General features: G+C 56.3%; 22 protein-coding genes. 18 read left to right on the top strand and 4 right to left on the bottom strand.

Features of this window, described 5'->3' with window-relative positions:
* The first annotated feature begins 75 nt into the window (after positions 1–75).
* The 11 genes from rpoE (at position 76) to acpS (ending at position 9,639) form a co-directional block, all read left to right on the top strand.
* On the top strand, positions 76–762 hold the full coding sequence (gene rpoE / locus ACMGGP_RS13095; RefSeq protein WP_498798512.1) for an RNA polymerase sigma factor RpoE: 687 nt from the start codon (positions 76–78) through the stop codon (positions 760–762).
* A gap of 27 nt (positions 763–789) precedes the next feature.
* A complete protein-coding gene (gene rseA / locus ACMGGP_RS13090; RefSeq protein WP_010257667.1) occupies positions 790–1,443 on the top strand; it encodes an anti-sigma-E factor RseA in 654 nt (217 codons plus the stop codon).
* Positions 1,443–2,399: a sigma-E factor regulatory protein RseB gene (gene rseB / locus ACMGGP_RS13085; RefSeq protein ID WP_010257666.1), complete on the top strand. Its 957-nt coding sequence runs from the start codon at positions 1,443–1,445 to the stop codon at positions 2,397–2,399. The genes rseA and rseB overlap by 1 nt, the downstream gene beginning before the upstream one ends.
* Complete coding sequence (rseC, locus tag ACMGGP_RS13080) at positions 2,396–2,860, top strand: SoxR-reducing system protein RseC (protein ID WP_498798511.1); 465 nt, start codon at positions 2,396–2,398, stop codon at positions 2,858–2,860. The genes rseB and rseC overlap by 4 nt, the downstream gene beginning before the upstream one ends.
* A 218-nt stretch (positions 2,861–3,078) precedes the next feature.
* A complete protein-coding gene (gene lepA / locus ACMGGP_RS13075) occupies positions 3,079–4,878 on the top strand; it encodes a translation elongation factor 4 (protein WP_010257661.1) in 1,800 nt (599 codons plus the stop codon).
* A gap of 9 nt (positions 4,879–4,887) precedes the next feature.
* On the top strand, positions 4,888–5,862 hold the full coding sequence (gene lepB / locus ACMGGP_RS13070) for a signal peptidase I (RefSeq protein WP_010257658.1): 975 nt from the start codon (positions 4,888–4,890) through the stop codon (positions 5,860–5,862).
* A gap of 131 nt (positions 5,863–5,993) precedes the next feature.
* Positions 5,994–6,674 carry a ribonuclease III gene (gene rnc, locus ACMGGP_RS13065; protein ID WP_010257656.1) on the top strand — a complete coding sequence of 227 codons (681 nt, stop codon included), beginning with the start codon at positions 5,994–5,996 and terminating at the stop codon, positions 6,672–6,674.
* A 142-nt stretch (positions 6,675–6,816) separates the two neighbouring features.
* Positions 6,817–7,722, top strand: a complete 906-nt coding sequence (gene era / locus ACMGGP_RS13060; protein WP_010257653.1) for a GTPase Era — start codon at positions 6,817–6,819, stop codon at positions 7,720–7,722.
* A complete protein-coding gene (gene recO / locus ACMGGP_RS13055) occupies positions 7,676–8,455 on the top strand; it encodes a DNA repair protein RecO (RefSeq protein WP_498798510.1) in 780 nt (259 codons plus the stop codon). Before era ends, recO begins: the two co-directional genes overlap by 47 nt.
* Before the next feature lie 72 nt (positions 8,456–8,527).
* Positions 8,528–9,259 (top strand): pyridoxine 5'-phosphate synthase, encoded by a 732-nt coding sequence (gene pdxJ, locus ACMGGP_RS13050; protein ID WP_010257647.1) that lies wholly within the window; start codon positions 8,528–8,530, stop codon positions 9,257–9,259.
* Positions 9,259–9,639, top strand: a complete 381-nt coding sequence (gene acpS, locus ACMGGP_RS13045; protein WP_010257645.1) for a holo-ACP synthase — start codon at positions 9,259–9,261, stop codon at positions 9,637–9,639. The genes pdxJ and acpS overlap by 1 nt, the downstream gene beginning before the upstream one ends.
* Here acpS and ACMGGP_RS13040 read toward each other — a convergent pair.
* Together ACMGGP_RS13040 and ACMGGP_RS13035 are read right to left on the bottom strand one after the other, a co-directional pair.
* The gene (locus tag ACMGGP_RS13040; protein WP_187500644.1) at positions 9,636–9,884 is read right to left on the bottom strand and encodes a YfhL family 4Fe-4S dicluster ferredoxin; all 249 of its coding nucleotides are present in this window, start codon (positions 9,882–9,884) and stop codon (positions 9,636–9,638) included. The two genes, acpS and ACMGGP_RS13040, sit on opposite strands and share 4 nt — an antisense overlap.
* A gap of 55 nt (positions 9,885–9,939) precedes the next feature.
* Entirely contained in the window at positions 9,940–10,779 is an 840-nt protein-coding gene (locus tag ACMGGP_RS13035) for a MurR/RpiR family transcriptional regulator (protein WP_010257643.1), read from the bottom strand.
* A gap of 154 nt (positions 10,780–10,933) precedes the next feature.
* On the opposite strand from ACMGGP_RS13035, the gene yfhb reads away from it, so the two are divergent.
* Positions 10,934–11,572 carry a phosphatidylglycerophosphatase C gene (gene yfhb / locus ACMGGP_RS13030; protein ID WP_010257641.1) on the top strand — a complete coding sequence of 213 codons (639 nt, stop codon included), beginning with the start codon at positions 10,934–10,936 and terminating at the stop codon, positions 11,570–11,572.
* A gap of 63 nt (positions 11,573–11,635) precedes the next feature.
* Positions 11,636–12,127 (top strand): tRNA adenosine(34) deaminase TadA, encoded by a 492-nt coding sequence (gene tadA / locus ACMGGP_RS13025; RefSeq protein ID WP_010671307.1) that lies wholly within the window; start codon positions 11,636–11,638, stop codon positions 12,125–12,127.
* Here the strand turns inward: tadA and mltF are convergent.
* Positions 12,124–13,590 carry a membrane-bound lytic murein transglycosylase MltF gene (gene mltF, locus ACMGGP_RS13020; RefSeq protein WP_010257637.1) on the bottom strand — a complete coding sequence of 489 codons (1,467 nt, stop codon included), beginning with the start codon at positions 13,588–13,590 and terminating at the stop codon, positions 12,124–12,126. The two genes, tadA and mltF, sit on opposite strands and share 4 nt — an antisense overlap.
* 267 nt (positions 13,591–13,857) lie before the next feature.
* Between mltF and purL the strand changes: the two genes are divergently transcribed.
* The 5 genes from purL (at position 13,858) to glnB (ending at position 22,281) form a co-directional block, all read left to right on the top strand.
* Complete coding sequence (gene purL, locus ACMGGP_RS13015; RefSeq protein ID WP_498798509.1) at positions 13,858–17,745, top strand: phosphoribosylformylglycinamidine synthase; 3,888 nt, start codon at positions 13,858–13,860, stop codon at positions 17,743–17,745.
* Positions 17,746–18,324: 579 nt separating this feature from the next.
* On the top strand, positions 18,325–19,752 hold the full coding sequence (locus ACMGGP_RS13010) for a sensor histidine kinase (RefSeq protein WP_010257633.1): 1,428 nt from the start codon (positions 18,325–18,327) through the stop codon (positions 19,750–19,752).
* A gap of 3 nt (positions 19,753–19,755) precedes the next feature.
* Positions 19,756–20,424 (top strand): two-component system QseEF-associated lipoprotein QseG, encoded by a 669-nt coding sequence (gene qseG / locus ACMGGP_RS13005; RefSeq protein ID WP_342606355.1) that lies wholly within the window; start codon positions 19,756–19,758, stop codon positions 20,422–20,424.
* On the top strand, positions 20,424–21,758 hold the full coding sequence (glrR, locus tag ACMGGP_RS13000) for a two-component system response regulator GlrR (RefSeq protein ID WP_010257627.1): 1,335 nt from the start codon (positions 20,424–20,426) through the stop codon (positions 21,756–21,758). Before qseG ends, glrR begins: the two co-directional genes overlap by 1 nt.
* Positions 21,759–21,942: 184 nt before the next feature.
* Entirely contained in the window at positions 21,943–22,281 is a 339-nt protein-coding gene (glnB, locus tag ACMGGP_RS12995; RefSeq protein ID WP_003848647.1) for a nitrogen regulatory protein P-II, read from the top strand.
* A 236-nt stretch (positions 22,282–22,517) separates the two neighbouring features.
* Here the strand turns inward: glnB and hmpA are convergent, their stop codons facing one another.
* Positions 22,518–23,702 carry an NO-inducible flavohemoprotein gene (gene hmpA / locus ACMGGP_RS12990; protein ID WP_064690321.1) on the bottom strand — a complete coding sequence of 395 codons (1,185 nt, stop codon included), beginning with the start codon at positions 23,700–23,702 and terminating at the stop codon, positions 22,518–22,520.
* Positions 23,703–23,953 lie beyond the last annotated feature (251 nt).

The following is a 23,953-nucleotide window of genomic DNA, read 5'->3' as shown; positions in this document are numbered from 1 at the left end:
TTTACGCTCCTTACACTGAACGAAAACGAAGAACCTGTGTAATGTCCATCGGAGCGGTAAATATCAGGGCGAGAAGTGAACTTCGCACCACATCACAACTCTAAGCGCATGCTTGCTCAGAACCATGAGATGTGCTGGCAGTTACTTTATGCGTATGAAAAATTTGGGGAGACATTACCTCGGATGAGCGAGCAGTTGACGGACCAGGTCCTTGTCGAGCGCGTACAGAAGGGAGATCAAAAAGCTTTCAACTTACTGGTGATTCGTTACCAGCATAAAGTGGCGAGCCTGGTTTCACGCTATGTTCCCTCGGGCGACGTACCTGATGTAGTACAGGAATCGTTTATTAAAGCGTATCGCGCACTGGATTCATTCCGGGGCGATAGCGCGTTTTATACCTGGCTGTACCGCATTGCGGTAAATACAGCGAAAAATTACCTGGTTGCTCAGGGGCGTCGTCCGCCATCCAGCGATGTGGATGCTATTGACGCAGAAAATTTCGAAAGTGCGGGTGCATTAAAAGAAATTTCGAACCCTGAGAACTTAATGTTGTCAGAAGAATTGAAACAAATTGTCTTTCGTACCATCGAGGCGCTACCCGAGGACTTGCGTATGGCAATCACCCTCAGGGAACTGGACGGTCTGAGTTATGAAGAGATCGCCGTCATTATGGATTGCCCGGTAGGCACTGTTCGATCACGTATCTTTCGTGCGCGAGAGGCCATTGATAACAAAGTTCAACCGCTTATCCAACGTCAGTGATAACGGCTACTGGAAGGGTACATAGGCATGCAGAAAGAAAAACTTTCCGCTTTAATGGATGGTGAGACCTTAGATAACGAGCTGTTTTCCGCCTTGTCTAAGGACGCAGAATTACAGAAAAGCTGGGCAAGCTATCATCTCATTCGCGATACCATGCGCGGTGATGTGGGCGATGTCCTGCATTTTGATATTTCTGCGCGCGTCGCTGCTGCCATCGAAAAAGAACCGTTGCGTACGGTTACAACGCTGATCCCTGAAGCTCAGCCAGAACCTTCCCGCTGGGAAAAAATGCCGTTCTGGAAAAAAGCGCGCCCGTGGGCTGCGCAACTGACCCAGGTCGGTGTCGCTGCCTGTGTTTCACTGGCCGTGATCGTAGGCGTTCAGCACTATAACCAGCCAGAGGGCAGCGCCACGCAGACCTCTGACTCTCCGGTGTTCAATACGATGCCGATGATGGGCAAAGCGTCTCCGGTGAGCCTGGGCGTGCCGTCTGATGCATTTGACACCAACAGTTCTAACCAGCAGGTTCAGGACCAGCGTCGTCGCGTAAATGCCATGCTGCAGGATTACGAACTGCAACGTCGCCTGCACGCTGACCAGCTGCAGTTTGAAACCACTGCGCCAAAACAGGCGCAGGTTGATGTTCCCGGAAATCAATCATTAGGACAGCAACAGCAGTAATGAAGCCGCTTTGGTATGCTGTTAGCCTGCTGACAGGCAGCCTGTTGTGGTCATCTGCCGCCCCGGCGCAACCTTCTGCGTCCGGGGCGCTATTGCAGCAGATGGAGCAGGCAAGTCAGAACCTCAACTACGAATTCGCCTATATCAACGTCTCCCGCATCGGCATCGAATCGCTGCGTTATCGTCATGCTGTAATCGATAACCGGATATTCGCGCAGCTGTTGCAGATGGACGGGCCACGTCGGGAAGTGATCCAGCGTGGCAACGATATTAGTTACTTCGAACCCGGCCTCGATCCCTTTTCGCTCCCCGGCAATCACATTATCGATGCTTTGCCGTCGGTGATTTTTGCTGACTTCACCAAGCTCGCCACAGCCTATGATTTTATTACCGTGGGCCGCTCGCGCATTGCCGATCAGATGTGTGATGTGTTGCGCATCGTTTCACGCGATGGCACCCGTTACAGCTATGTGGTCTGGCTGGATGTGGACACCAAGCTGCCGCTGCGCATCGACCTGCTCGATCGTGATGGCGAAACGCTGGAGCAGTTCCGCGTCATCAGCTTTGCGGTGGACGAAGGAGTGCGCAATCTGATGCAGGGGCTGGAGAAAGCCAATCTGCCTCCGTCGCTTTCGGTGCCGAAAGGGGATGCGGTCACGCTCACCTGGCAGCCAGGCTGGATACCTGCCGGTATGTCGCTGGTGTCGCAGAATCGCCGCACGCTACCCGGTCTGAATAAAAATATGGAATCGAAGCTCTACAGTGATGGCCTGTTTAGTTTCGCTATCAACGTGACGCCGGCCGATAAAACCAGCACAACGCAGACATTGCGCACTGGGCGTCGTACGGTCCAGACCGTTGTGCGCAATAATAACGAAATAGCGGTGATCGGCGAATTACCGCCCTCGACCGCAAAACGTATTGCGGACAGCATCGACCTGGGGTCACAAAAATGATGAGAGAATGGGCCACCGTGGTGGCATGGCAGGATGGCATCGCCACGCTGCACACCGAAGCTAAAACCTCCTGTAACAGCTGCCAGGCACGTAAAGGTTGTGGCAGCCATATGCTGAATAAGCTCGGTCCGAAGAATGCCCACGTGATGCAAATCGCCAGCAGCAAGCCGCTGCAGCCGGGGCAGCGGATCGAACTTGGTATCAAAGAGAGCAGCCTGCTGGGTTCAGCGTTGCTGGTCTACATGACGCCGCTGTTTGGCCTGTTCCTGGTTTCCGGGCTGTTTCAGGCGCTGTTCAGCAGCGATCTGGCCGCCGCCTGCGGTGCGCTGCTGGGCGGCATCGGGGGTTTTATTGTCGCCAAAGGCGTTTCAATGAAATTCGGCGATCGAGAAGCCTTTCAGCCGTTCATTCTGAACATCGCCTTGCCTCCCGATGCGCTGCGTGTTGAAAGCGAAGCGTAACGCACGTCCAGGCCGCGCATCCCGCGGCCTTTGTCTTTTCTGCCTCGCGCAGATATCTGTTTCGCTTCCACCACGTTCCATTCTTTTATGCGCGGCGTTAACAGTGTAATATGCGTCGTCATTAATGAGGCTGACAGGATTGTGGGTAAAGAGCGATCTTCCTGAATGTGTCTGTGCTCAGGTTTTCAACTGAATTTTAAGCGAAGATATCCCAATAAATGAAGCACATAAGAAATTTCTCCATCATCGCTCATATCGACCATGGCAAATCTACGCTCTCTGACCGCCTGATTCAGATTTGCGGCGGCCTCACCGCTCGTGAAATGGCTGCGCAGGTTCTTGACTCTATGGATCTGGAGCGCGAGCGTGGCATCACCATCAAAGCACAGAGCGTCACACTCGATTATCACGCGAAAGACGGCCAAACTTACCAGCTCAATTTCATCGATACCCCAGGCCACGTAGACTTCTCCTATGAAGTTTCCCGCTCACTGGCCGCCTGCGAAGGCGCGCTGCTGGTGGTGGATGCCGGTCAGGGTGTTGAAGCGCAGACACTGGCGAACTGCTACACCGCGATGGAGATGGATCTGGAAGTGGTGCCGGTTCTGAACAAAATTGACCTGCCCGCTGCCGATCCCGATCGCGCCGCGCAGGAAATTGAAGATATCGTCGGCATTGATGCAACTGATGCAGTGCGCTGCTCAGCCAAAACCGGCGTCGGCGTTCCGGAAGTGCTGGAACGCTTAGTGCGCGACATTCCGCCGCCAGAAGGCGATCCGGAAGCGCCGCTGCAGGCACTGATTATCGACTCCTGGTTCGATAACTACCTGGGTGTTGTTTCCCTGGTGCGCGTGAAAAACGGCACCATGCGCAAAGGCGACAAGATCAAAGTCCTGAGCACCGGCCAGGTTTATAACGCTGACCGCCTGGGTATCTTCACCCCGAAACGGGTTGATCGTAATGAGCTGAACTGCGGTGAAGTAGGCTGGCTGGTCTGCGCCATTAAAGATATCCTCGGCGCACCCGTGGGCGATACGCTGACTACCGCACGTAACCCGGCAGACAAAGCGCTGCCAGGCTTTAAAAAAGTGAAGCCACAGGTTTACGCCGGTCTGTTCCCAATCAGCTCTGACGACTATGAAGCGTTCCGTGATGCGCTCGGTAAGCTTAGCCTGAACGACGCCTCGCTGTTCTATGAGCCAGAAAGCTCAACGGCGCTGGGCTTTGGTTTCCGTTGCGGCTTCCTCGGTCTGCTGCACATGGAGATCATCCAGGAGCGTCTGGAGCGCGAATACGATCTCGATCTGATCACTACCGCACCGACGGTGGTGTATGAAGTCGTGACCACCAGCGGCGAAATCGTTCATGTCGACAGCCCATCCAAGCTGCCGGCACTGAACAATATCGAAGAGCTGCGTGAACCGATTGCCGAATGTCACATGCTGCTGCCGCAGGAGTATCTGGGCAACGTCATCACGCTCTGTATTGAGAAGCGTGGCGTGCAGACCAACATGGTTTACCACGGCAATCAGGTGGCACTGACTTACGAAATTCCGATGGCTGAAGTGGTACTCGACTTCTTTGACCGTCTGAAATCAACCTCGCGCGGTTATGCCTCTCTGGATTACAACTTTAAACGTTTCCAGCCTTCAGACATGGTACGTGTTGACGTACTGATTAACTCTGAGCGTGTGGATGCGCTGGCGCTGATTACCCACCGTGACAACGCGCCTTATCGCGGACGCGATCTGGTTGAGAAAATGAAAGAGCTCATCCCGCGTCAGCAGTTTGATATTGCGATTCAGGCTGCCATCGGCAACCACATTATCGCGCGTTCAACGGTGAAACAGCTGCGTAAAAACGTTCTCGCCAAGTGTTATGGCGGTGACGTCAGCCGTAAGAAGAAACTGTTGCAGAAGCAGAAAGATGGTAAGAAGCGAATGAAGCAGGTTGGTAACGTTGAGCTGCCACAGGAAGCGTTCCTCGCCATTCTGCATGTCGGTAAGGACAGCAAATAAGGATTTCCAATGGCTAATATGTTCGCCCTGATTCTGGCGATAGCGACGCTGATTACTGGCATCGTATGGGTAATTGATCGTTTTAAATGGGCACCCGCGCGTCGCGCGAAACAGGCTGAGGCTCAGGCCCAGACCGGTAACGCGCTCGACAGCAAAACGCTGGCGAAGGTCGCTGCAAAGCCAGGCTGGGTTGAAACGACCGCATCCGTGTTCCCGGTGCTGGCCGTGGTTTTCATCGTGCGTTCGTTTATCTACGAACCGTTCCAGATTCCCTCTGGCTCGATGATGCCGACGCTGCTGATTGGTGATTTTATCCTGGTGGAGAAGTTTGCTTACGGCATCAAGGATCCGATCACCCAGACGACGCTGATCCCAACCGGTCAGCCGAAGCGCGGCGATATCGCGGTATTTAAATACCCGAAAGATCCGAGCCTGGATTACATTAAGCGCGTTATCGGCCTGCCGGGCGACAAAGTCATTTATGATCCTTACAGCAAAACGCTGACGGTGAAACCGACCTGCTCCGATGATAAAGCCTGTGACACAGCGTTAGCGGTAACTTACACCGACGTTGAGCCAAGCAACTTTGTTCAGACCTTTAGCGGCTTTGATGGCAACGAAACCGGCAACGGTTTTTATCAGGTGCCGCAGGGCGATACCCTGCGCGGTGGTTTGCGCCTGGGAACCCGCAAAGAGACAATCGGTAACGTGACGCATGACATTCTGCTGGTAAACGAAGCGCAGAGTCAGGCAGGCATGTATTATCAGCAGCCGGGTCAGCCGCAGGCGAGCTGGGTCGTGCCGAAAGGGCAATACTTCATGATGGGCGACAACCGTGATAACAGCGCCGACAGCCGCTACTGGGGCTTTGTCCCGGAGCGTAATCTGGTCGGTAAAGCGGTCGCTATCTGGATGAGCTTTGAGAAACAAGAAGGCCAGTGGCCAACCGGCGTGCGATTCAGTCGCATCGGTGGTATCCACTAACATTATTGTCTGATTAACAGGCAAATCGGGTGGCCTCCTCAGGGAGGCCACTGCACACCAAACGGAACGTGTTGGATTACCAGCCCCGTTTGGTATGCAGAGTCACAGACGCAACAAAGAACTGGAATCGCATGAACCCCATCCTGATTAACAAGCTTCAGCGCAAACTGGGCTACACTTTTACTCATTCGGAACTGTTACAGCAGGCCCTGACTCACCGCAGCGCCAGCAGTAAGCACAACGAACGCCTGGAATTTCTTGGCGATTCTATTCTTAGCTATGTGATTGCTAATGCCCTTTATCACCGCTTCCCGCGGGTTGATGAAGGTGACATGAGCCGCATGCGCGCCACGCTGGTGCGGGGCAACACGCTGGCTGAAATGGCACGCGAATTTGATCTTGGCGAGTGCCTGCGCCTGGGACCCGGTGAGCTGAAAAGCGGCGGTTTCCGTCGTGAATCGATCCTGGCGGATACGGTGGAAGCGCTGATTGGCGGTATCTTCCTCGACAGCAGTATCGAGCGGGTAGAGCAGCTGATCCTCGACTGGTATCAGACCCGCCTCGACGAAATCAGTCCTGGCGACAAACAAAAAGATCCGAAAACGCGCCTGCAGGAGTATCTGCAGGGACGTCATCTGCCGCTGCCAAGTTATCTGGTAGTACAGGTACGTGGCGAGGCCCACGATCAGGAATTCACCATTCACTGTCAGGTGAGTGGCATGGCCGAGCCGGTTGTCGGCGTCGGCTCCAGCCGTCGTAAAGCCGAGCAGGCAGCGGCTGAACAGGCACTGATAAAATTAGGTCTTGAATAGATCTGTCGGGGTGACAGTGCCGGAACCGGCACTGAACCATTAACCTGACACTCTATCCCGGCGTCAGAAGACGCTGAATGACACATGACTCAAATAGCACTCTTTCGGCGCCGCATCAGGCGCTGAACAATTCAGGACTCGAATGAGCGAAAACGTTACTTATTGCGGCTTTGTCGCGATTGTTGGCCGACCAAACGTCGGTAAATCCACCTTACTGAACCAGTTGCTGGGGCAGAAGGTGTCGATCACCTCGCGTAAGCCGCAAACCACGCGCCACCGCATCATGGGCATTCATACCGAAGGCGAATATCAGGCGATCTACGTCGATACCCCAGGTCTGCACATGGAAGAGAAGCGCGCCATTAACCGTCTGATGAACCGCGCAGCCAGCAGTTCTATTGGCGACGTTGAACTGGTGATTTTCGTGGTTGAAGGCACCCGCTGGACGCCCGATGATGAGATGGTATTGGGCAAACTGCGCGACAATAAAGTGCCGGTGGTGCTGGCGATCAATAAGGTCGATAACATCCAGGATAAAAGCATTCTGCTGCCGCATCTGCAGTTCCTGAGCCAGCAGATGAACTTCCTCGATATCGTGCCTATTTCTGCTGAGAGCGGCAAAAACGTCGATACCATTGCGGCGATTACCCGCAAGCATCTGCCGCAGGCCGATCATCACTTCCCGGAAGATTACATCACCGACCGCTCACAGCGTTTCATGGCGTCAGAGATGATCCGTGAAAAACTGATGCGCTTCCTGGGGGCTGAACTGCCTTACTCCGTTACGGTTGAGATTGAGCGCTTCGTGACTAACGAACGTGGCGGTTATGACATTCACGGTCTGATTCTGGTTGAGCGCGAAGGGCAGAAGAAGATGGTGATTGGCAACAAAGGCGCCAAAATCAAAGTCATCGGAACAGAAGCGCGCAGAGACATGGAAGAGATGTTCGAAGCGAAAGTGCATCTCGAACTGTGGGTGAAAGTGAAATCCGGCTGGGCAGATGACGAACGTGCGCTGCGCAGCCTGGGTTATACAGACGATCTCTGATTCAATGGAAGGCTGGCAACGCGCCTTTGTGCTGCATAGTCGCCCCTTCAGCGAAACCAGTCTGCTGCTCGACCTGTTCAGCGAAAGTGAAGGGCGGGTGCGGGTTCTGGCCAAGGGCGCACGTTCGCGGCGCTCGCAGCTGAAGGGGGCGTTACAGCCTTTTACCCCGCTGCTGGTTCGCTGGAGCGGGCGCGGGGAAGTCAAAACCCTGCGCAATGCCGAAGCGGTGTCGCTGGCTTTACCGCTCAGCGGCATTACGCTCTACTGCGGTCTCTACGTCAATGAGCTGGTCTCTCGCGTATTGCAGCAGGAATTCCCCTTCTCAGAACTCTTCTTCGACTATCTCAACTGCCTTCAGGCATTAGCCTCAACGCACGGCAAGCCCGAACCGGCACTGCGACGTTTTGAACTGGCGCTGCTCGGTCACCTGGGTTATGGCGTCGATTTCCTGCACTGCGCCGGCAGCGGCGAGCCGGTCAGCGACAACATGACGTACAGCTACCGCGAAGAGCGCGGCTTTATTGCCAGCCTGGTGGTCAATCAGCGTAGCTTTACCGGCCGCGAATTGCGCGCCCTGTGCGAGCGAGAGTTTCCCGATGCCGACACCCTGCGCGCCGCGAAGCGGTTTACCCGCATCGCCCTGAAGCCCTATCTTGGTGGCAAGCCGCTGAAGAGTCAGGAGCTGTTCCGCCAGTTTATTCCGAAGAAAAAGCCTGAACAGGCAGAAGAATAGCGCTGGTCGTACCGCCTGTTTCACTTTGCGCGGTACACTCAACATCACGATGAAAAACAAGTGAGGACGGTCATGGCTGAGTTGCTGTTAGGCGTCAATATCGATCACATTGCTACGGTGCGTAACGCCCGTGGGACAAACTATCCCGATCCGGTGCAGGCGGCGTTTATCGCCGAGCAGGCGGGCGCAGACGGCATTACCGTGCACCTGCGCGAAGATCGCCGTCACATCACTGATCGCGACGTGCGTATCCTGCGTGACACTATCCAGACGCGGATGAATCTGGAGATGGCGGTCACCGATGAGATGATCGGCATCGCCTGTGATATCCAGCCCCATTTCTGCTGCCTGGTGCCGGAAAAGCGTCAGGAAGTGACCACTGAAGGCGGGCTGGATGTGGCGGGGCAGCAGGAGAAGATGAACGCGGCCGTACGACTGCTGAGTGACGCAGGCATTCTGGTTTCGCTGTTTATCGATGCCGATCACCGTCAGATTGAAGCGGCCGTGGCCAGCGGCGCGCCTTACATCGAAATTCATACCGGCGCTTACGCCGAAGCACCAGAGGGACTGGCGCGTGACGCTGAGCTGGCGCGTATCCGCCACGCCGCGACCTTTGCCGCCAGCCTGGGACTGAAGGTCAATGCCGGTCACGGTCTGACCTACCACAACGTGCTGCCGATTGCGGCGCTGCCGGAAATGCATGAGCTGAATATCGGCCATGCGATTATTGGTCGTGCGGTGATGAGTGGCCTGCCGGATGCGGTGAAAGAGATGAAGCAACTGCTGCGTGAAGCCCGTCGCTGATGGCTATTCTGGGACTGGGTACGGACATCGTTGAGATTGAACGTATCGCCGGGGTGATTGAACGCTCCGGCGACCGGCTGGCACGGCGGGTGCTGAGCGAAGCCGAATGGCAGCAATATCAGGCGCACAAGCAGCCGGTGCGCTTTCTCTCTAAACGCTTTGCGGTAAAAGAGGCGGCGGCAAAAGCCTTTGGCACCGGTATTCGCGGTGGTCTGGCGTTTAATCAGTTTGAAGTTTACAACGATGCGCTGGGAAAACCGGGATTACGCTTCTTTCAGCATGCCGCTGAAGTGGCAGAGAGGCTGGGCGTTAAACACGTTCACGTGACGCTGGCCGATGAGCGTCACTACGCCTGCGCCACGGTGATCATTGAAAGCTAGCCGTGCAGCAGCACGAACTTCTCCCACAGCGCATCGCGTGATTCGGTGTGCTGTGGGTCAATGATGATGGTGTTGTCGATGGGGCATACCTGCTGACAGGTTGGCGTCTCATAATGCCCGACGCATTCCGTGCAGCGGCTGACATCAATCTCATAGATCGCAACGCCCAGTGAAATGGCCTGGTTCGGGCACTCCGGTTCACACATATCGCAGTTAATGCATCTGGCCGTAATCAACAGCGCCATTTTACCCACCTGATAACAACAGAAAAAGCGCGGGTATTATACGCGCTGCCGCTGATCAGACCAGCTTTTTCACCAGCGCTTCGCTGTGGCGAATATGACTGGACGCGCGTTCCGGATCGTTTTGCACCAGCGCCATAAACAGCAGATCGGTCAGGGCCAGTTGCGCCGTGGTCGAGGAGATGGCCGCGCTGCGGGTACTCTGCTCCTCCGCCACCGTATAGAGACAGTAACTGGCGCTCTGCTGCAGCGTATTCGGCGTAAAGCCGGTAAAGGCCACCACATCGGCGCCCACCTGAACCGCTTCCTGCGCGGCCAGATTGATCTCCCGCCGTTCACCGGTGTAAGAGATGGCGAGCAGCACATCGCCGGGCCCCATCGCCTGCACGCTGGCCAGCAGGGCGTGCATATCCTGCTCCGCCACCGCATTGATGCCGATCTTCATCAGCTTCCAGGAGAAGTCCTTCGCCACCAGACCCGAAGCGCCAATGCCTACCAGTAAAATACGCCGGGCATTTTTCAGCAGCTGTAACACATCGTTGAGCTTCTCTTCGCTGTTGATGTCAAGCGTGGCGCGGATCGCCGAGAGTTTCTCCGTCAGCAGCTTCTCACCCACCATTTTAAGGGGATCGTCGCTGAGGATATGGTTATGTACGGTAATGGCATCTTTGTCCGCCAGTGACTCACTCAGGGCCAGCTTAAGCGCCGGAAAACCTTTGTATCCCAGTTTCTGAGCAAACTTCACCACGCTCGACTGGCTGACGCCAGACTCTTCCGCCAGCTTTTGCGAACTCAGGTGGCGCGCCCGATCGGGTTGCGACAGTAAAAAATCAGCCAGCCGACGCTCGTTCAATGCCAGACGTGGATAAAGCTGGCGAATGCGCAGCAATGAACTCATGCCCAATCCTCGTAATTCAGGGATAATCTGTGAAGAATAAACTATTCATCAGGCATTGTAGTCATCGGAATTAAAAATGACAGTCATCGCCGTAGCGCCTGATGATGGCTACACTACTCTTTATCATTCCAGAATCAGCCTGAAGGAGAGTTGTTTGACCAGGGGAACACAACGTCGCGTCGTATTTTTTGACCTGGATGGCACTTTGCACCAGCAGGACATGTTCGGCACTTTTATGCGCTATCTGCTGCGTCGCCGACCGCTTAATCTGCTGCTGGTGGTGCCGTTATTGCCGGTAGTGGGTATCGGCTTGCTGTTTAAAGGCCGGGCGGCACGCTGGCCCATGAGCCTGCTGCTCTGGTCTATTACTTTTGGCCGTTCTGAGCGGACGCTGCTGCAACTCGAAGCCGAATTTGCGCAGTGGTTCCGCCTGCGCGTCAAAGCCTTTCCGGTGGTTCAGCAGCGCCTGACCGATTATCTCGGCAGTGATGATGCTGACGTCTGGCTCATCACCGGATCGCCACAGTCTCTGGTGGAGCAGGTCTATTACGACTCCGCGTTTCTGCCACGCGTGAAGCTGATTGCCAGTCAGATGCAGCGCGGCTGGGGCGGGCGGGTACTGGCAATGCGCTGCCTCGGCCATGAGAAAGTGGCACAGCTGGAAGAGAAAATCGGCACGCCGCTACAGCTCTACAGCGGTTATAGCGACAGCAAACAGGACAACCCGCTGCTGTTTTTCTGTCAGCATCGCTGGCGCGTAACACCCGCAGGTGAGCTGCAACAGCTGGAATAAGTTTCTAAAGGATCGGTGAGACCGCTATAATGCGCCGCTTTTCTGTCGCCCGGAGTGGTCAGCATGAAACAACAAGATGAATACTGGATGCGCCATGCGCTTGACCTGGCGCGCCGGGCGTGGGAGCAGGGCGAAGTGCCGGTGGGTGCGGTGCTGGTTCAGAATGACCGGGTTATCGGTGAAGGCTGGAACCGGCCCATCGGCCAGCACGATCCGACGGCGCATGCGGAGATTATGGCGTTGCGGCAGGGCGGTAAAGTACTGGAAAATTATCGTCTGCTGGACACCACGCTCTACGTGACGCTGGAGCCGTGCGTGATGTGCGCCGGCGCTATGGTTCACAGCCGCATCAGCCGGCTGGTCTACGGTGCGCACGACATCAAAAGTGGGGCGGCAGGATCGCTGCTCGATGTGCTGGGACACCCCGGCATGAATCATCAGGTTGAATTACAGAGCGGCGTGCTGGCTGAAGAGTGTGCCGCTATGCTGAGCGACTTCTTCCGTATGCGTCGCGAGCAGAAAAAAGCGCTGCGGCAGGCGCAACGCCAGGATTAGTTCATGGCGATCTTCGGTTCGACCGCCGGATAGCCTTTGGCCAGTTCGGCCTGTGCTTCTTGTGCTTCAGCCTGCTGCGCCAGGCGCTTTTCCTGCTCCTGCAGATAACCCACCAGGCTTAACTGATATTTGCGGATGTTCTCCACATAGTTATAGGCTTCATGCCCACGGGCATAGCCATAAGCCGTCTGGGTGTAGTAACGCTTCTGACTCAGCATGGGCAGACGCAGCTTCACATCCGCCCAGCTATCCGGATTACCCCCCTGGCGGGCAGTGAGTTTACGGACATCCAGCATATGGGCATAGCCCATGTTATAGGCCGCCAGCGCAAACCAGATGCGCTCATCTTCCGGGATGGTCTGCGGCACCTTCGCCATCATATCCTGCAGATACTGACTGCCGCCGCGAATGCTCTGTTCGGGATCGGTCCGGTCGCCCACATCCAGGCTCTCAGCGGTGTTACGGGTCAGCATCATCATGCCGCGCACGCCGGTAGGGGAGGTGGCCTGCGGGTTCCAGTGCGACTCCTGATAGGAGATTGCCGCCAGCAGTCGCCAGTCAATGCTGGTGGCGTACTTCTCAAACAGCGGTTTGATGTCAGGCAGCGTGTTGTCGATGGCGCGCAGGAAAGTGCGGGTATCGACATAATCAAAGGTGCCGACGTGGCCGAGATATTTCTCCTCCAGCCGCGCCATCGCCCCTTCTTCACCCATACCGTTAAAGAAGTCGAGCATCGCGGCATTCAGGCTGTCGTCATCGCTATGCCGCACATACCAGGTGACCGGCTCTTCATCAGTGACGTCAAACGCCACCGCCAGCTGCGGATAGATGCGCTGCAGCAGAGCGATGGTCACGGAGTCGCCAATCGTATAGTCGAGCTTGCCGTCTGCCACCGCTTCCAGCAGGGCTTTAGGACTTTGATCGGTGGAGATCGCCCAGTCCAGATCGGGGTACTGATTTGACCGCGCGCTCTTCAGCGTTGACAGATACGCCGATCCTGACGCAACAGTCAGCCGCCCCTTTAAGTCACCGAGGTTTTTAGGGCGCGGCTTATCCACGCGATAGACCAGCTGCTGCGAAACGTTGTAGTAGCCTGGCCCGGTCTGATAGCGGGTCAGGCGTTCGCTGTTGTAGTTCAGACCCGCGGCCAGCAAATCGGCTTTGCCATCATCTAAATCGTCAAACAGATCGCTCAGGTTGGGACGTACTGTCACCTTGAGTTTGACGCCCAGATAATCGGCGAAGCGTTTTGCCAGCTCATAATCCATACCGGCCGGAGATTGGTTCACTGTGTAGTAAGTCAACGGGGAATTGATGGTACTGACACGCAGTACTCCCCGTGATTTAATCTGTGAAATCTGGTCCTGCCCACCCCCATACCAGGGAATGGATGGCCATAGCGCCAACGCTAACAGCACGGCAACCAGACCGATAAACAGATAATTAAATTTTAGGCGTTTCAAATAGTTATCTCTCGCTGGCTCTAAGGCCTCTGTCTTTTAAAGGCAGTATTTGTCTTCTTTGAACTCCCAGAGCGAGGGGCATTTTGCGCAACAAAATCACGCTGAGCAACTTTTATAGCAGCTTTTGCGCAAAATTCAGGCAAATCCGGGTCGCCAAAAATTGTGCGCAAACGGTTTCGTCGCGAGGTCGCTTTCTCTATAATACGCCCCGTTTTCCCTGTTGCGCCCAATGAAGCGTCGCCCGGCGCCCTGACGAGAGATTTATTAATGGAAATTCTGCGTGGTTCGCCCGCCCTGTCGGCATTTCGTGTAAACAAACTGCTGACCCGCTTTCAGGACGCTCATCTGCCGGTGAGTGATATTTACGCTGAGTACATCCATTTTGCTGATGTCAGCACGCCCTTAAGCGCTGACGAACAGAGCCGTCTGCAGCGCCTGCTGAAATATGGTCCCTCTCTCGCTGAACATGCCCCACAGGGTCGTCTGCTGCTGGTGACGCCTCGTCCCGGCACCATTTCGCCCTGGTCATCCAAAGCCACTGACATTGCCCACAACTGCGGCCTGCCGCAGGTACGTCGTCTGGAGCGCGGCCTGGCCTTTTATGTACAGGCCCCGCAACTGACGGAAGCGCAGTGGCAAACGCTGGGCACACTGCTGCACGATCGGATGATGGAAACGGTCTTCGGCGATCTGACGCAGGCTGAACAGCTGTTCGCGCACCACACGCCACAGCCGGTGAAAAGTGTCGATCTGCTGGGTGAGGGCCGTCAGGCGCTGGTTCAGGCGAATATCTCACTGGGTCTGGCGCTGGCCGACGATGAAATCGACTACCTGGTGGCGGCGTTTACCGCACTGGGCCGCAATCCCAATGACATTGAACTCTATATGTTTGCGCAGGCGAACTCTGAGCACTGTCGTCACAAGATCTTCAACGCCGACTGGATTATCGACGGCGAGAAACAGCCAAAGTCGCTGTTTAAGATGATCAAAAACACCATGGAGCAGACGCCGGACTACGTTCTCTCTGCTTACAAAGATAACGCCGCCGTGATGGAAGGCTCAGAGGTTGGCCGCTTCTTTGCTGACGCCGGAGAGAGCGAATACCGCTGGCATCAGGAAGCCGCACACATCCTGATGAAGGTGGAAACTCATAACCACCCAACGGCCATCTCGCCCTGGCCTGGTGCTGCGACCGGTTCCGGTGGTGAAATCCGTGATGAAGGCGCAACCGGAAGGGGTTCGAAGCCAAAAGCGGGCCTCGTCGGTTTTTCCGTATCGAACCTGCGTATCCCAGGCTTTGAACAGCCGTGGGAAGAGGACTTCGGCAAACCGGCCCGCATCGTCAGCGCGCTGGAAATCATGACCGATGGCCCGCTGGGCGGCGCTGCATTTAACAATGAATTTGGCCGTCCGGCTCTGAATGGTTACTTCCGTACCTATGAAGAGCAGGTCACCAGCCACAACGGCACTGAGCTGCGTGGCTACCATAAGCCGATTATGCTGGCGGGCGGCATCGGGAATATCCGTGCCGATCACGTGCAGAAAGGTGAAATCACCGTAGGCGCGAAGCTGGTGGTGCTGGGCGGTCCGGCAATGAACATCGGCCTGGGCGGCGGCGCGGCGTCATCGATGGCCTCGGGTCAGTCTGATGCCGATCTCGACTTTGCCTCGGTACAGCGTGATAACCCGGAGATGGAGCGCCGTTGTCAGGAAGTGATCGACCGCTGCTGGCAACTGGGTGATGAGAACCCGATTCTGTTTATCCACGACGTGGGCGCTGGCGGTCTCTCCAATGCGATGCCGGAGCTGGTCAGCGATGGCGGTCGTGGCGGCCGGTTTAACCTGCGTGACATCCTGAGTGATGAGCCAGGCATGAGTCCGCTGGAGGTCTGGTGTAACGAATCACAGGAACGTTATGTGATGGCAGTGGCACCCGATCAGCTGGCGCAGTTTGAGGCAATTTGCCAGCGTGAACGCGCACCGTTCGCGGTCATTGGTGAAGCCACCGAAGAGCTGCACCTGAGCCTGGAAGATAGTCATTTCGGTAACAAGCCGATCGACATGCCGCTTGATGTCCTGCTGGGCAAAACGCCGAAGATGACGCGGGATGTGGTGACGCAGCAGACACAGGGTACTGCCCTGCAGCGTGACGGCATTACGCTGGTCGATGCGGTAAACCGCGTGCTGCATCTGCCTGCCGTGGCGGAAAAAACCTTCCTGATCACCATCGGTGACCGCAGCGTGACCGGCATGGTTGCGCGCGACCAGATGGTGGGACCGTGGCAGATCCCGGTTGCCAACTGTGCGGTGACTACCGCCAGCCTCGACAGCTATCACGGCGAAGCGTTTGCCCTGGGCGAACGTTCACCGGTTGCGCTGCTGGACTTCGCGGCATCGGGTCGTCTGGCCGTCGGTGAAGCACTGACCAACCTGGCGGCTACCCATATTGGTTCGCTGAAGCGTGTGAAGCTTTCCGCAAACTGGATGTCCGCAGCCGGTCATCCGGGTGAAGATGCCGGTTTATATGCGGCGGTGAAGGCAGTCGGCGAGGAGCTTTGCCCGGCGCTGGGGATCACTATCCCGGTCGGTAAAGATTCGATGTCGATGAAAACACGCTGGCAGGAAGGCAGCGAACAGCGCGAAATGACCTCACCGCTGTCGCTGGTGATTACCGCTTTTGCCCGCGTCGAAGATGTCCGTCGCACCGTCACGCCACAGCTGCAGGCCGATCAGGATAATCTGCTGCTGCTGATCGATCTGGGCAACGGCGCGAATACGCTGGGCGCAACCGCGCTGTCGCAGGTTTACCGTCAGCTTGGCGACAAACCTGCCGACGTGCGCGATGCCGCTCAGCTGGCGGGCTTCTTCAATGCCATCCAGGCGCTGGTGGCTGAGCAGAAACTGCTGGCTTATCACGATCGCTCCGACGGTGGTCTGCTGGTGACGCTGGCCGAGATGGCGTTTGCTGGTCACTGCGGCATCGACGTTGACATCGCCTCGCTGGGTAACGATGCGCTGGCTGCCCTGTTTACCGAGGAGCTGGGCGCGGTGATTCAGATCAACGCCGCCGATCGCGCCGTGGTTGAGCAGATCCTGGCGGATCACGGCCTTGCCGACTCGACGCATCTGCTGGGCAGCGCGCAGCCGGGCGATCGCTTTGTGATCCGTTCTGGTGACAGCGCGGTCTACAGTGAAAGCCGCAACACATTGCGTACCTGGTGGGCGGAAACCACCTGGCAGATGCAGCGTCTGCGCGACAACCCGGCGTGTGCCGATCAGGAACATGAAGCGAAGAAAAACGACAGCGATCCTGGCCTGAACGTTAATCTGACCTTTAATCCGCAGGAAGATGTTGCTGCCCCGATGATCGCCACTGGCGCACGTCCAAGGGTCGCGGTGCTGCGTGAGCAGGGCGTGAACTCCCATGTAGAGATGGCCGCCGCCTTTGATCGGGCAGGTTTCACCGCCATTGACGTTCACATGAGCGATCTGCTGGCCGGACGTCGCGGTCTGGAAGAGTTCCAGGCGCTGGTCGCCTGTGGCGGCTTCTCCTACGGCGATGTGCTGGGTGCCGGTGAGGGCTGGGCGAAATCGATTCTGTTTAATCCGCGCGTGCGTGACGAGTTCGAAACCTTCTTCCACCGTCCGCAAACCCTGGCGCTGGGCGTCTGCAACGGCTGCCAGATGATGTCTAATCTGCGTGAACTGATCCCAGGCAGCGATCTCTGGCCGCGCTTTGTGCGTAACCAGTCTGAGCGCTTTGAAGCGCGTTTCAGTCTGGTAGAAATGGCCGCCAGTCCATCGCTGTTGCTGGACGGCATGGCCGGTTCGCATATGCCCATCGCCGTTTCGCACGGTGAAGGCTTTGTTGAAGTGCGTGATGCTTCGCATCTGGCGGCGCTGGAGTCGAAAGGGCTGGTGGCACTGCGCTTTGTCGATAACTTCGGCAAGGTAACAGAAACCTATCCGGCTAACCCGAATGGCTCACCAAACGGCATCACTGCCGTGACTAATGAAAGTGGTCGCGTCACTATCATGATGCCGCATCCGGAGCGGGTGTTCCGCACCGTCAGCAACTCCTGGCATCCGGCAGAGTGGGGCGAAGACAGCCCGTGGATGCGTATTTTCCGCAATGCGCGCAAACAGCTGGGTTAATGTAATCCGCTGAAAAGAGCAGGAGGCCAGTGTGCCTCCTGCTCTTTTTTGTGGCTCTGTTGGCAAATGGCGACAATGAGCATGTCGCACTGTCTCTTTTTGGCGACATCTATCTCGTTGATTTTTAATGAACGCTCATCCGGCGCGATTTCATGTCGCTCAGCGGAGACAGTTTTCCCTTACTGTAATCAGATTTTGCGCAGCAGTTGTCCGACAAGCTTATTCAATCTGCTGAAAAATATAATGATTTATTTTCTGGCATGGAACTTGCTATACTCATGCAGCTGCTCATTCACCTGTTTATGATTGCCCCGCTTAGCGGAGAAGAGCTCATAAAGCCCGAATGACGCACCAAACGGAGCCTGCCGTCCAACTGACCGATAATCGCTTGCGTTATCAAACACCGGACGTAACGTTGAGTAAGGCTCCACCCATTTTTACGCGATGCATCACGCGTCGTGCCAGCGGCAGGCCATCGAGCCTGCCGTTTTCTTTTCTTCCCCTTTCTTCCGCCGACACCTTTCTTCCGCTGACAGAGTCCGTTAGCATCCAGACAGCAAATCTTAAGGAAGCGGCTGCGTGAAAAAATGGCGTTTATTTCCCCGTTCTCTGCGTCAGCTGGTGCTGATGGCGTTTGTACTGGTGCTGCTGCCGTTGCTGGTGCTGGCCTGGCAGGCGTGGGAAAGTCTCTCTGCGTTAAGCGAACAGGCAGCGGATACCAACCGCAATACTTTCACCGACGTTCGCAGAAGTGAGGCGATGGCGCGAACGGCAGTGGAGCTGGAGCGCAGCTATCGCCAGTACTGCGTGCTGGATGATGCCTCGCTGGCGCGCCTTTATCAGACCCAGCACACCCGCTACAGCCAGATGCTGAGTTCGCACAGCGCCAGCCTGCCCGAGCTGCCCGCATTCCAGACTTTACAGGCGACGTTGCCGCTGCTGACACCGTTAAAGTGCGATAACGGCAATCCGGTTACGCCTGCCGCAGAGGCGCTGGATCGTTTTTCTGCCACCAATGCGCAGATGGTGCAGGACACGCGCGAAGTGGTGTTTTCGCGCGGCCTTCAGCTGCAGCGCGAAATTGCCGATCGCGGCCAGTTTTTTGGCTGGCAGGCGCTGATTCTGTTTATCATCAGTCTGGCGTTGATGACGCTGTTTACCGGCATGATTATCGGGCCGGTCAAGCGTATTGAGCGGATGATCAACCGGCTTGGCGAAGGCCGGGAACTGGGTAACAGCGTGACATTTCGCGGCCCGCGCGAGTTACGCTCGCTGGGACAGCGCATCGTCTGGCTCAGCGAACGGCTTCAGTGGCTGGAATCGCAGCGCCATGAATTCCTGCGCCATCTTTCTCACGAACTGAAAACGCCGCTGGCCAGCCTGCGTGAAGGCACCGAACTGCTGGCGGACGAGGTAGCCGGGTCGCTGAACGCCGATCAAAAAGAGGTGGTCACTATCCTCGACGGCAGCAGCCGTCATCTGCAGCGGCTGATTGAACAGCTGCTTGATTACAACCGTAAACTGGCAGATGGCCCGATCCAGCTGGAACCGGTCAGCGTGGCGGAAATTGTGGAGGGGGTGGTGAATGCACATGCACTCTCGGCGCGCGCCAAACTCATGCAGACGGTTGTCGATCTGGAGGTCAGTCACTGCCTTGCCGAACCGATGTTACTGATGCGGGTCATCGATAATCTCTATTCGAACGCCGTGAACTACGGCAGCGAATCCGGTACCATCTGGCTGCGCAGTCAGCAGCAGGGCGATCGGGTCTGGATTGATGTCGCGAACAGCGGCACGCCGATCCCGCCGGAAGAGCAGGCAATGATTTTCGAACCTTTTTTCCAGGGTAGCCAGCAGCGCAAAGGGCCGGTAAAAGGCAGCGGGCTGGGATTGAGTATTGCCAAAGATTGCCTGCGCCGGATGCATGGCGACCTGACGCTGGTCTCCTGCGAGCAGGCTGACGTCTGTTTTCGAATTGAACTGAACACCACAGCCGGGAATGTCTGACTGATGAAATATTTACCCGCTTTGCTGCTGAGCACACTGACCACGCTGCTGCTCAGCGGATGTACGACCTCCCCGGCCACCTCATCCCTGCCGTCAGGCCATCAGGTAGCGGAACCCGAGGTCAGCGTGGCTGATTACCTGGCGACCCGCTGCAGTGACCTGTGGACGATAGAGAATAGTGCGGCACTGAGTAATCCCCTCTACTGGATGCGGGCGATCGATTGTGCTGAACGCCTTTCCCCCGCCGAGGCCCGAGCCGAAGCTCACCGCTGGCCGGTTGAGAGCTGGTCGCGCGCCTTCAAGCAGGGCGTGCTGATGTCGAACGGCAACGTGACGCCAGTGGAGCGTCGTCGCTATGTTGAAACCCTGGATCGCTACAGCAGCGATTTCCCGCAGTCTGTGCGTCCGCTGCTCCAGTTGTGGCGCAGTAATCAGGCCGCGCAGCTCGACCTGAGTGAAGCGCGCACCCGTTATGTTCATCTGCAACAGAGCAGCGATACCCAGCTGGAGGCGATACGCCAGCAGATGGTTAAACAGCAGCAGCAGCTCAGCGACACGCAGCATAAGCTGGAGCGGCTTACTGATATTGAGCGCCAGCTTTCATCGCGGAAAGCCCCGGATGTTTCTGACAGCAGCCATGGCACTGCGCTGCCGCAGGATGAGGAGCAATAATGGTCAGACAAGCGGCAAAACTGCTGCTGGTGGATGACGATCCCAGCCTGCTAAAGCTGCTGGGCATGCGTCTTCGCAGCGAAGGTTATCAGGTCACCACCGCGGCCAGCGGACCCGAAGCGTTGCGTCTGCTGCAGAAAGAAAAAATCGAGCTGGTGATCAGCGATCTGCGGATGGATGAGATGGATGGTCTGGCGCTGTTTGGCGAGATCCAGAAACGCCACACCGGTCTGCCAGTGATTATCCTGACGGCACACGGTTCTATCCCGGACGCAGTTTCCGCCACGCAGCAGGGCGTCTTCAGCTTCCTGACTAAACCGGTGGATAAAGATGCGCTTTACAAAGCGATCGATGAAGCACTGGCTCAGCAGGCGCCGGTCAGCGATGACCGCTGGCGGGAAGCGATCGTCACCCGCAGCCCGCTGATGTTACGGCTGCTGGAGCAGGCGCATATGGTGGCGCAGTCGGACGTCAGCGTGCTGATTAACGGGCAGAGCGGTACCGGTAAAGAGATGCTGGCACAGGCGATTCACGCCGCCAGCCCGCGAAACGGCAAGCCCTTTGTCGCCATTAACTGCGGCGCACTGCCGGAGCAGTTACTGGAGTCAGAGCTGTTCGGGCATGCCAAAGGGGCCTTTACCGGCGCAGTCAGTGCCCGTGATGGTCTGTTTAAAACTGCAGGTGGCGGCACGCTGTTCCTGGATGAGATTGGCGATATGCCGCAACCGCTACAGGTTAAGTTGCTGCGGGTGTTGCAGGAGCGTAAGGTCAGGCCGCTGGGCAGCGATCATGATATTGAGATCGACGTGCGCATTATTTCAGCCACGCATCGAGATCTGCCGAAGGCGATGGAGAAAAAGGAGTTTCGTGAGGATCTCTTCTATCGTCTTAATGTGGTGAACCTGAAGATTCCGGCGCTGCATCAGCGCACTGAAGATATTCCGCTGCTGGCTAATCATCTGTTGCGTCAGGCGGCGGAACGGCATAAACCGCAGATCCGCAGTTTTTCCGTTGATGCGATGAAGCGGTTGATGGCGGCCAGCTGGCCGGGCAATGTGCGTCAGCTGGTTAACGTGATTGAGCAGTGTGTGGCGCTGAGTTCATCGCCGGTGATCAGCGATGCGCTGGTGGAGCAGGCGTTAAGCGGTGAGAACAGCGCTTTGCCGACCTTTGCTGAGGCGCGCAATCAGTTTGAGCTGAACTATCTGCGTAAGCTGTTGCAGATGACCAAAGGCAATGTGACCAATGCCGCACGTCTGGCTGGACGCAACCGCACGGAGTTCTATAAGCTGCTGTCTCGTCATGAGCTGGATGCCAGTGATTTCAAAGAGTAGCGGAGGCTGCGGAGTGATACCGGCAGGTTGCCTGCTCAGGCCCGAATCAGAATGGGTGCGGTCAGCATAATCTGGCAGCGCTTGCGGCAACCTGAAGAATCCCGGATATTACCGCCCGACAGCGCCAGCAACATTTATACTTGATAAACCCTCTGACCATGGAGGGAGTGAAAAAGGGTCTGACATGAAAAAGATTGATGCGATTATCAAACCATTCAAACTCGATGATGTCCGTGAAGCCTTAGCGGAAGTCGGCATCACCGGGATGACCGTGAGTGAAGTAAAGGGTTTTGGCCGCCAGAAAGGGCACACCGAGCTTTACCGCGGCGCAGAGTATATGGTCGACTTTTTACCTAAAGTTAAAATCGAGATGGTGGTGGGCGACGATATCGTTGATACCTGCGTCGAGACCATTATGCGTACTGCGCAGACCGGCAAAATCGGTGATGGTAAAATCTTTGTCTTCGACGTGGCGCGCGTGGTGCGCATCCGTACTGGCGAAGAGGATGAAGAGGCGATCTGATTATATCTTTATCAGCTCTTTATCAGCATAAAGAAGCCCGCGCTGCGGGCTTTTTTATGCCTGAGGAACCTGATACGGATGATTGTGCGATCGTGCCTGCTCAGGGAACACGGTCAGATCGGAAAGACGCAAAACCCGCCATCCATGGCACGCTCGGCCCGCGCCGTCCTGGCGCGGGACGCTTTCCTCTTCTGCCCGTGTTCCCTTCGCTTTAGGCTAATTCGTTGCTGCCAGATTTACATCCCTTTGTGCGGTCCAAAAAGTTCGTAATGAATGCGTGTATCTGCCACGCTGACATCACGCAGTTGCGCCACCACATGCTGCATAAAGGGCAGCGGACCGCAGAGGTAGAAGTGGGTGTCGGGTGAGGCGAGACGTGCGGAGATCGCGGTGATATCCATCAGACCCTGCGCGTCATAGCGACCGGCATCTTCAGCGGCGGGATCGCGATACCAGACCTGACTGACGAAATCGGTGAGCTGCGCGCCCGTAGCTATCACTTCCGGGCCAAATGCATGCTGTTTGCCGTTCTCTGCTGCGTGCAGCCAGCTGACCGGCGCGCGGTGCTGGCGGGCCGCCAGGGCATGCAGCATGGCCAGCATCGGCGTCTGACCCACGCCCGCGGATATCAGCGCCACCGGGGTTGCAGCATCGACCTCAAGGAAGAAGTCGCCATGCGGTGCGGCCAGCATCAGCTCATCACCCACTTTGCCATTCTGATGCAGCCAGCCGGAGACGGTGCCCTGCGCTTCACGTTTCACCGCAATCCGGTAATCTTTGCCATTACTGAGGTGAGTAAGCGAGTACTGGCGAATCTGGTGATGTTCGAAACTGGCGGGCTGCAGATGCACCGTCAGATACTGACCCGGTTTAAAGGCCGCTACCGGGCCGCCATCTACCGGACTGAAGGTAAAGCTTTTAATCACCTCGCTCTGCTGCTCAATAGCACTGATGCGAAACGCACGAGTGCCGCGCCAGCCACCGGTTTGCTGCTCCGTCGCCTGATAAATTTCCTCTTCGCGATTAATGAACACATCCGCCAGTACGCCATAGGCCCGGCCCCAGGCTGCCAGCGCCTCTTCACCCGGATTCAGCAGCTCTTTAATGGTTGCCAGCAGATTTTCACCGACGATGGCGTATTGCGCAGGCTGAATATTCAGGCTGGTATGTTTCTGTGCAATCTTTTCCACTGCGGGCAGCAGCACGGCCAGGTTCTCCAGATTCGCGCCATAGGCGCAAATGGCGTTGAACAGCGCTTCACGCTGATCGCCATTGCGCTGGTTGTTCATATTGAAAACATTTTTGAGTTCCGGATGGTGCGACAGCATGCGGTCATAGAAGTGTGCGGTAAGCGCAGGACCACAGGCGGCGATGGCAGGCAGGGTCGATTTAACCGTGGCGATAGTGTGTGCATCAAGCATAAAAACGGCCTCTCATTTAAAGATGTATTTTAAATGCATCTTATAGCCGTCTCGCCTGTGGTGTAAATAACCCGATAAATTTCCCGGTTGTCAAAGTGGCAACTTTTTGGTGCATCCTGAGAAGCCGCCGTCACATCCTGAAGAAAAATCGTGGCGTCTGAACAGGGTGAAAAGGTGTAAAAAAGCCCTGCCAGTAGCCAGCCAATCGTTTGCGTAAAAAGAGGAGGTTCACCCTACCTTCACCTCTTAAA

Source organism: Curtobacterium sp. BNK-1, from assembly GCF_048685235.1.
In the GTDB taxonomy this organism is placed as follows: domain Bacteria; phylum Pseudomonadota; class Gammaproteobacteria; order Enterobacterales; family Enterobacteriaceae; genus Pantoea; species Pantoea agglomerans.
The sequence above is the reverse complement of the archived record's forward strand: the minus strand, read 5'-3'. Positions and strand labels throughout refer to the sequence as shown.

Coding starts and splice junctions, on each gene's coding strand:
- rseA (WP_010257667.1), top strand. CDS start 790: ATGCAGAAAGAAAAACTTTCCGCTTTAATGGATGGTGAGACCTTAGAT.
- rseB (WP_010257666.1), top strand. CDS start 1,443: ATGAAGCCGCTTTGGTATGCTGTTAGCCTGCTGACAGGCAGCCTGTTG.
- rseC (WP_498798511.1), top strand. CDS start 2,396: ATGATGAGAGAATGGGCCACCGTGGTGGCATGGCAGGATGGCATCGCC.
- lepA (WP_010257661.1), top strand. CDS start 3,079: ATGAAGCACATAAGAAATTTCTCCATCATCGCTCATATCGACCATGGC.
- lepB (WP_010257658.1), top strand. CDS start 4,888: ATGGCTAATATGTTCGCCCTGATTCTGGCGATAGCGACGCTGATTACT.
- rnc (WP_010257656.1), top strand. CDS start 5,994: ATGAACCCCATCCTGATTAACAAGCTTCAGCGCAAACTGGGCTACACT.
- era (WP_010257653.1), top strand. CDS start 6,817: ATGAGCGAAAACGTTACTTATTGCGGCTTTGTCGCGATTGTTGGCCGA.
- recO (WP_498798510.1), top strand. CDS start 7,676: ATGACGAACGTGCGCTGCGCAGCCTGGGTTATACAGACGATCTCTGAT.
- pdxJ (WP_010257647.1), top strand. CDS start 8,528: ATGGCTGAGTTGCTGTTAGGCGTCAATATCGATCACATTGCTACGGTG.
- acpS (WP_010257645.1), top strand. CDS start 9,259: ATGGCTATTCTGGGACTGGGTACGGACATCGTTGAGATTGAACGTATC.
- ACMGGP_RS13040 (WP_187500644.1), bottom strand. CDS start 9,884: ATGGCGCTGTTGATTACGGCCAGATGCATTAACTGCGATATGTGTGAA.
- ACMGGP_RS13035 (WP_010257643.1), bottom strand. CDS start 10,779: ATGAGTTCATTGCTGCGCATTCGCCAGCTTTATCCACGTCTGGCATTG.
- tadA (WP_010671307.1), top strand. CDS start 11,636: ATGAAACAACAAGATGAATACTGGATGCGCCATGCGCTTGACCTGGCG.
- purL (WP_498798509.1), top strand. CDS start 13,858: ATGGAAATTCTGCGTGGTTCGCCCGCCCTGTCGGCATTTCGTGTAAAC.
- qseG (WP_342606355.1), top strand. CDS start 19,756: ATGAAATATTTACCCGCTTTGCTGCTGAGCACACTGACCACGCTGCTG.
- glrR (WP_010257627.1), top strand. CDS start 20,424: ATGGTCAGACAAGCGGCAAAACTGCTGCTGGTGGATGACGATCCCAGC.
- glnB (WP_003848647.1), top strand. CDS start 21,943: ATGAAAAAGATTGATGCGATTATCAAACCATTCAAACTCGATGATGTC.
- hmpA (WP_064690321.1), bottom strand. CDS start 23,702: ATGCTTGATGCACACACTATCGCCACGGTTAAATCGACCCTGCCTGCC.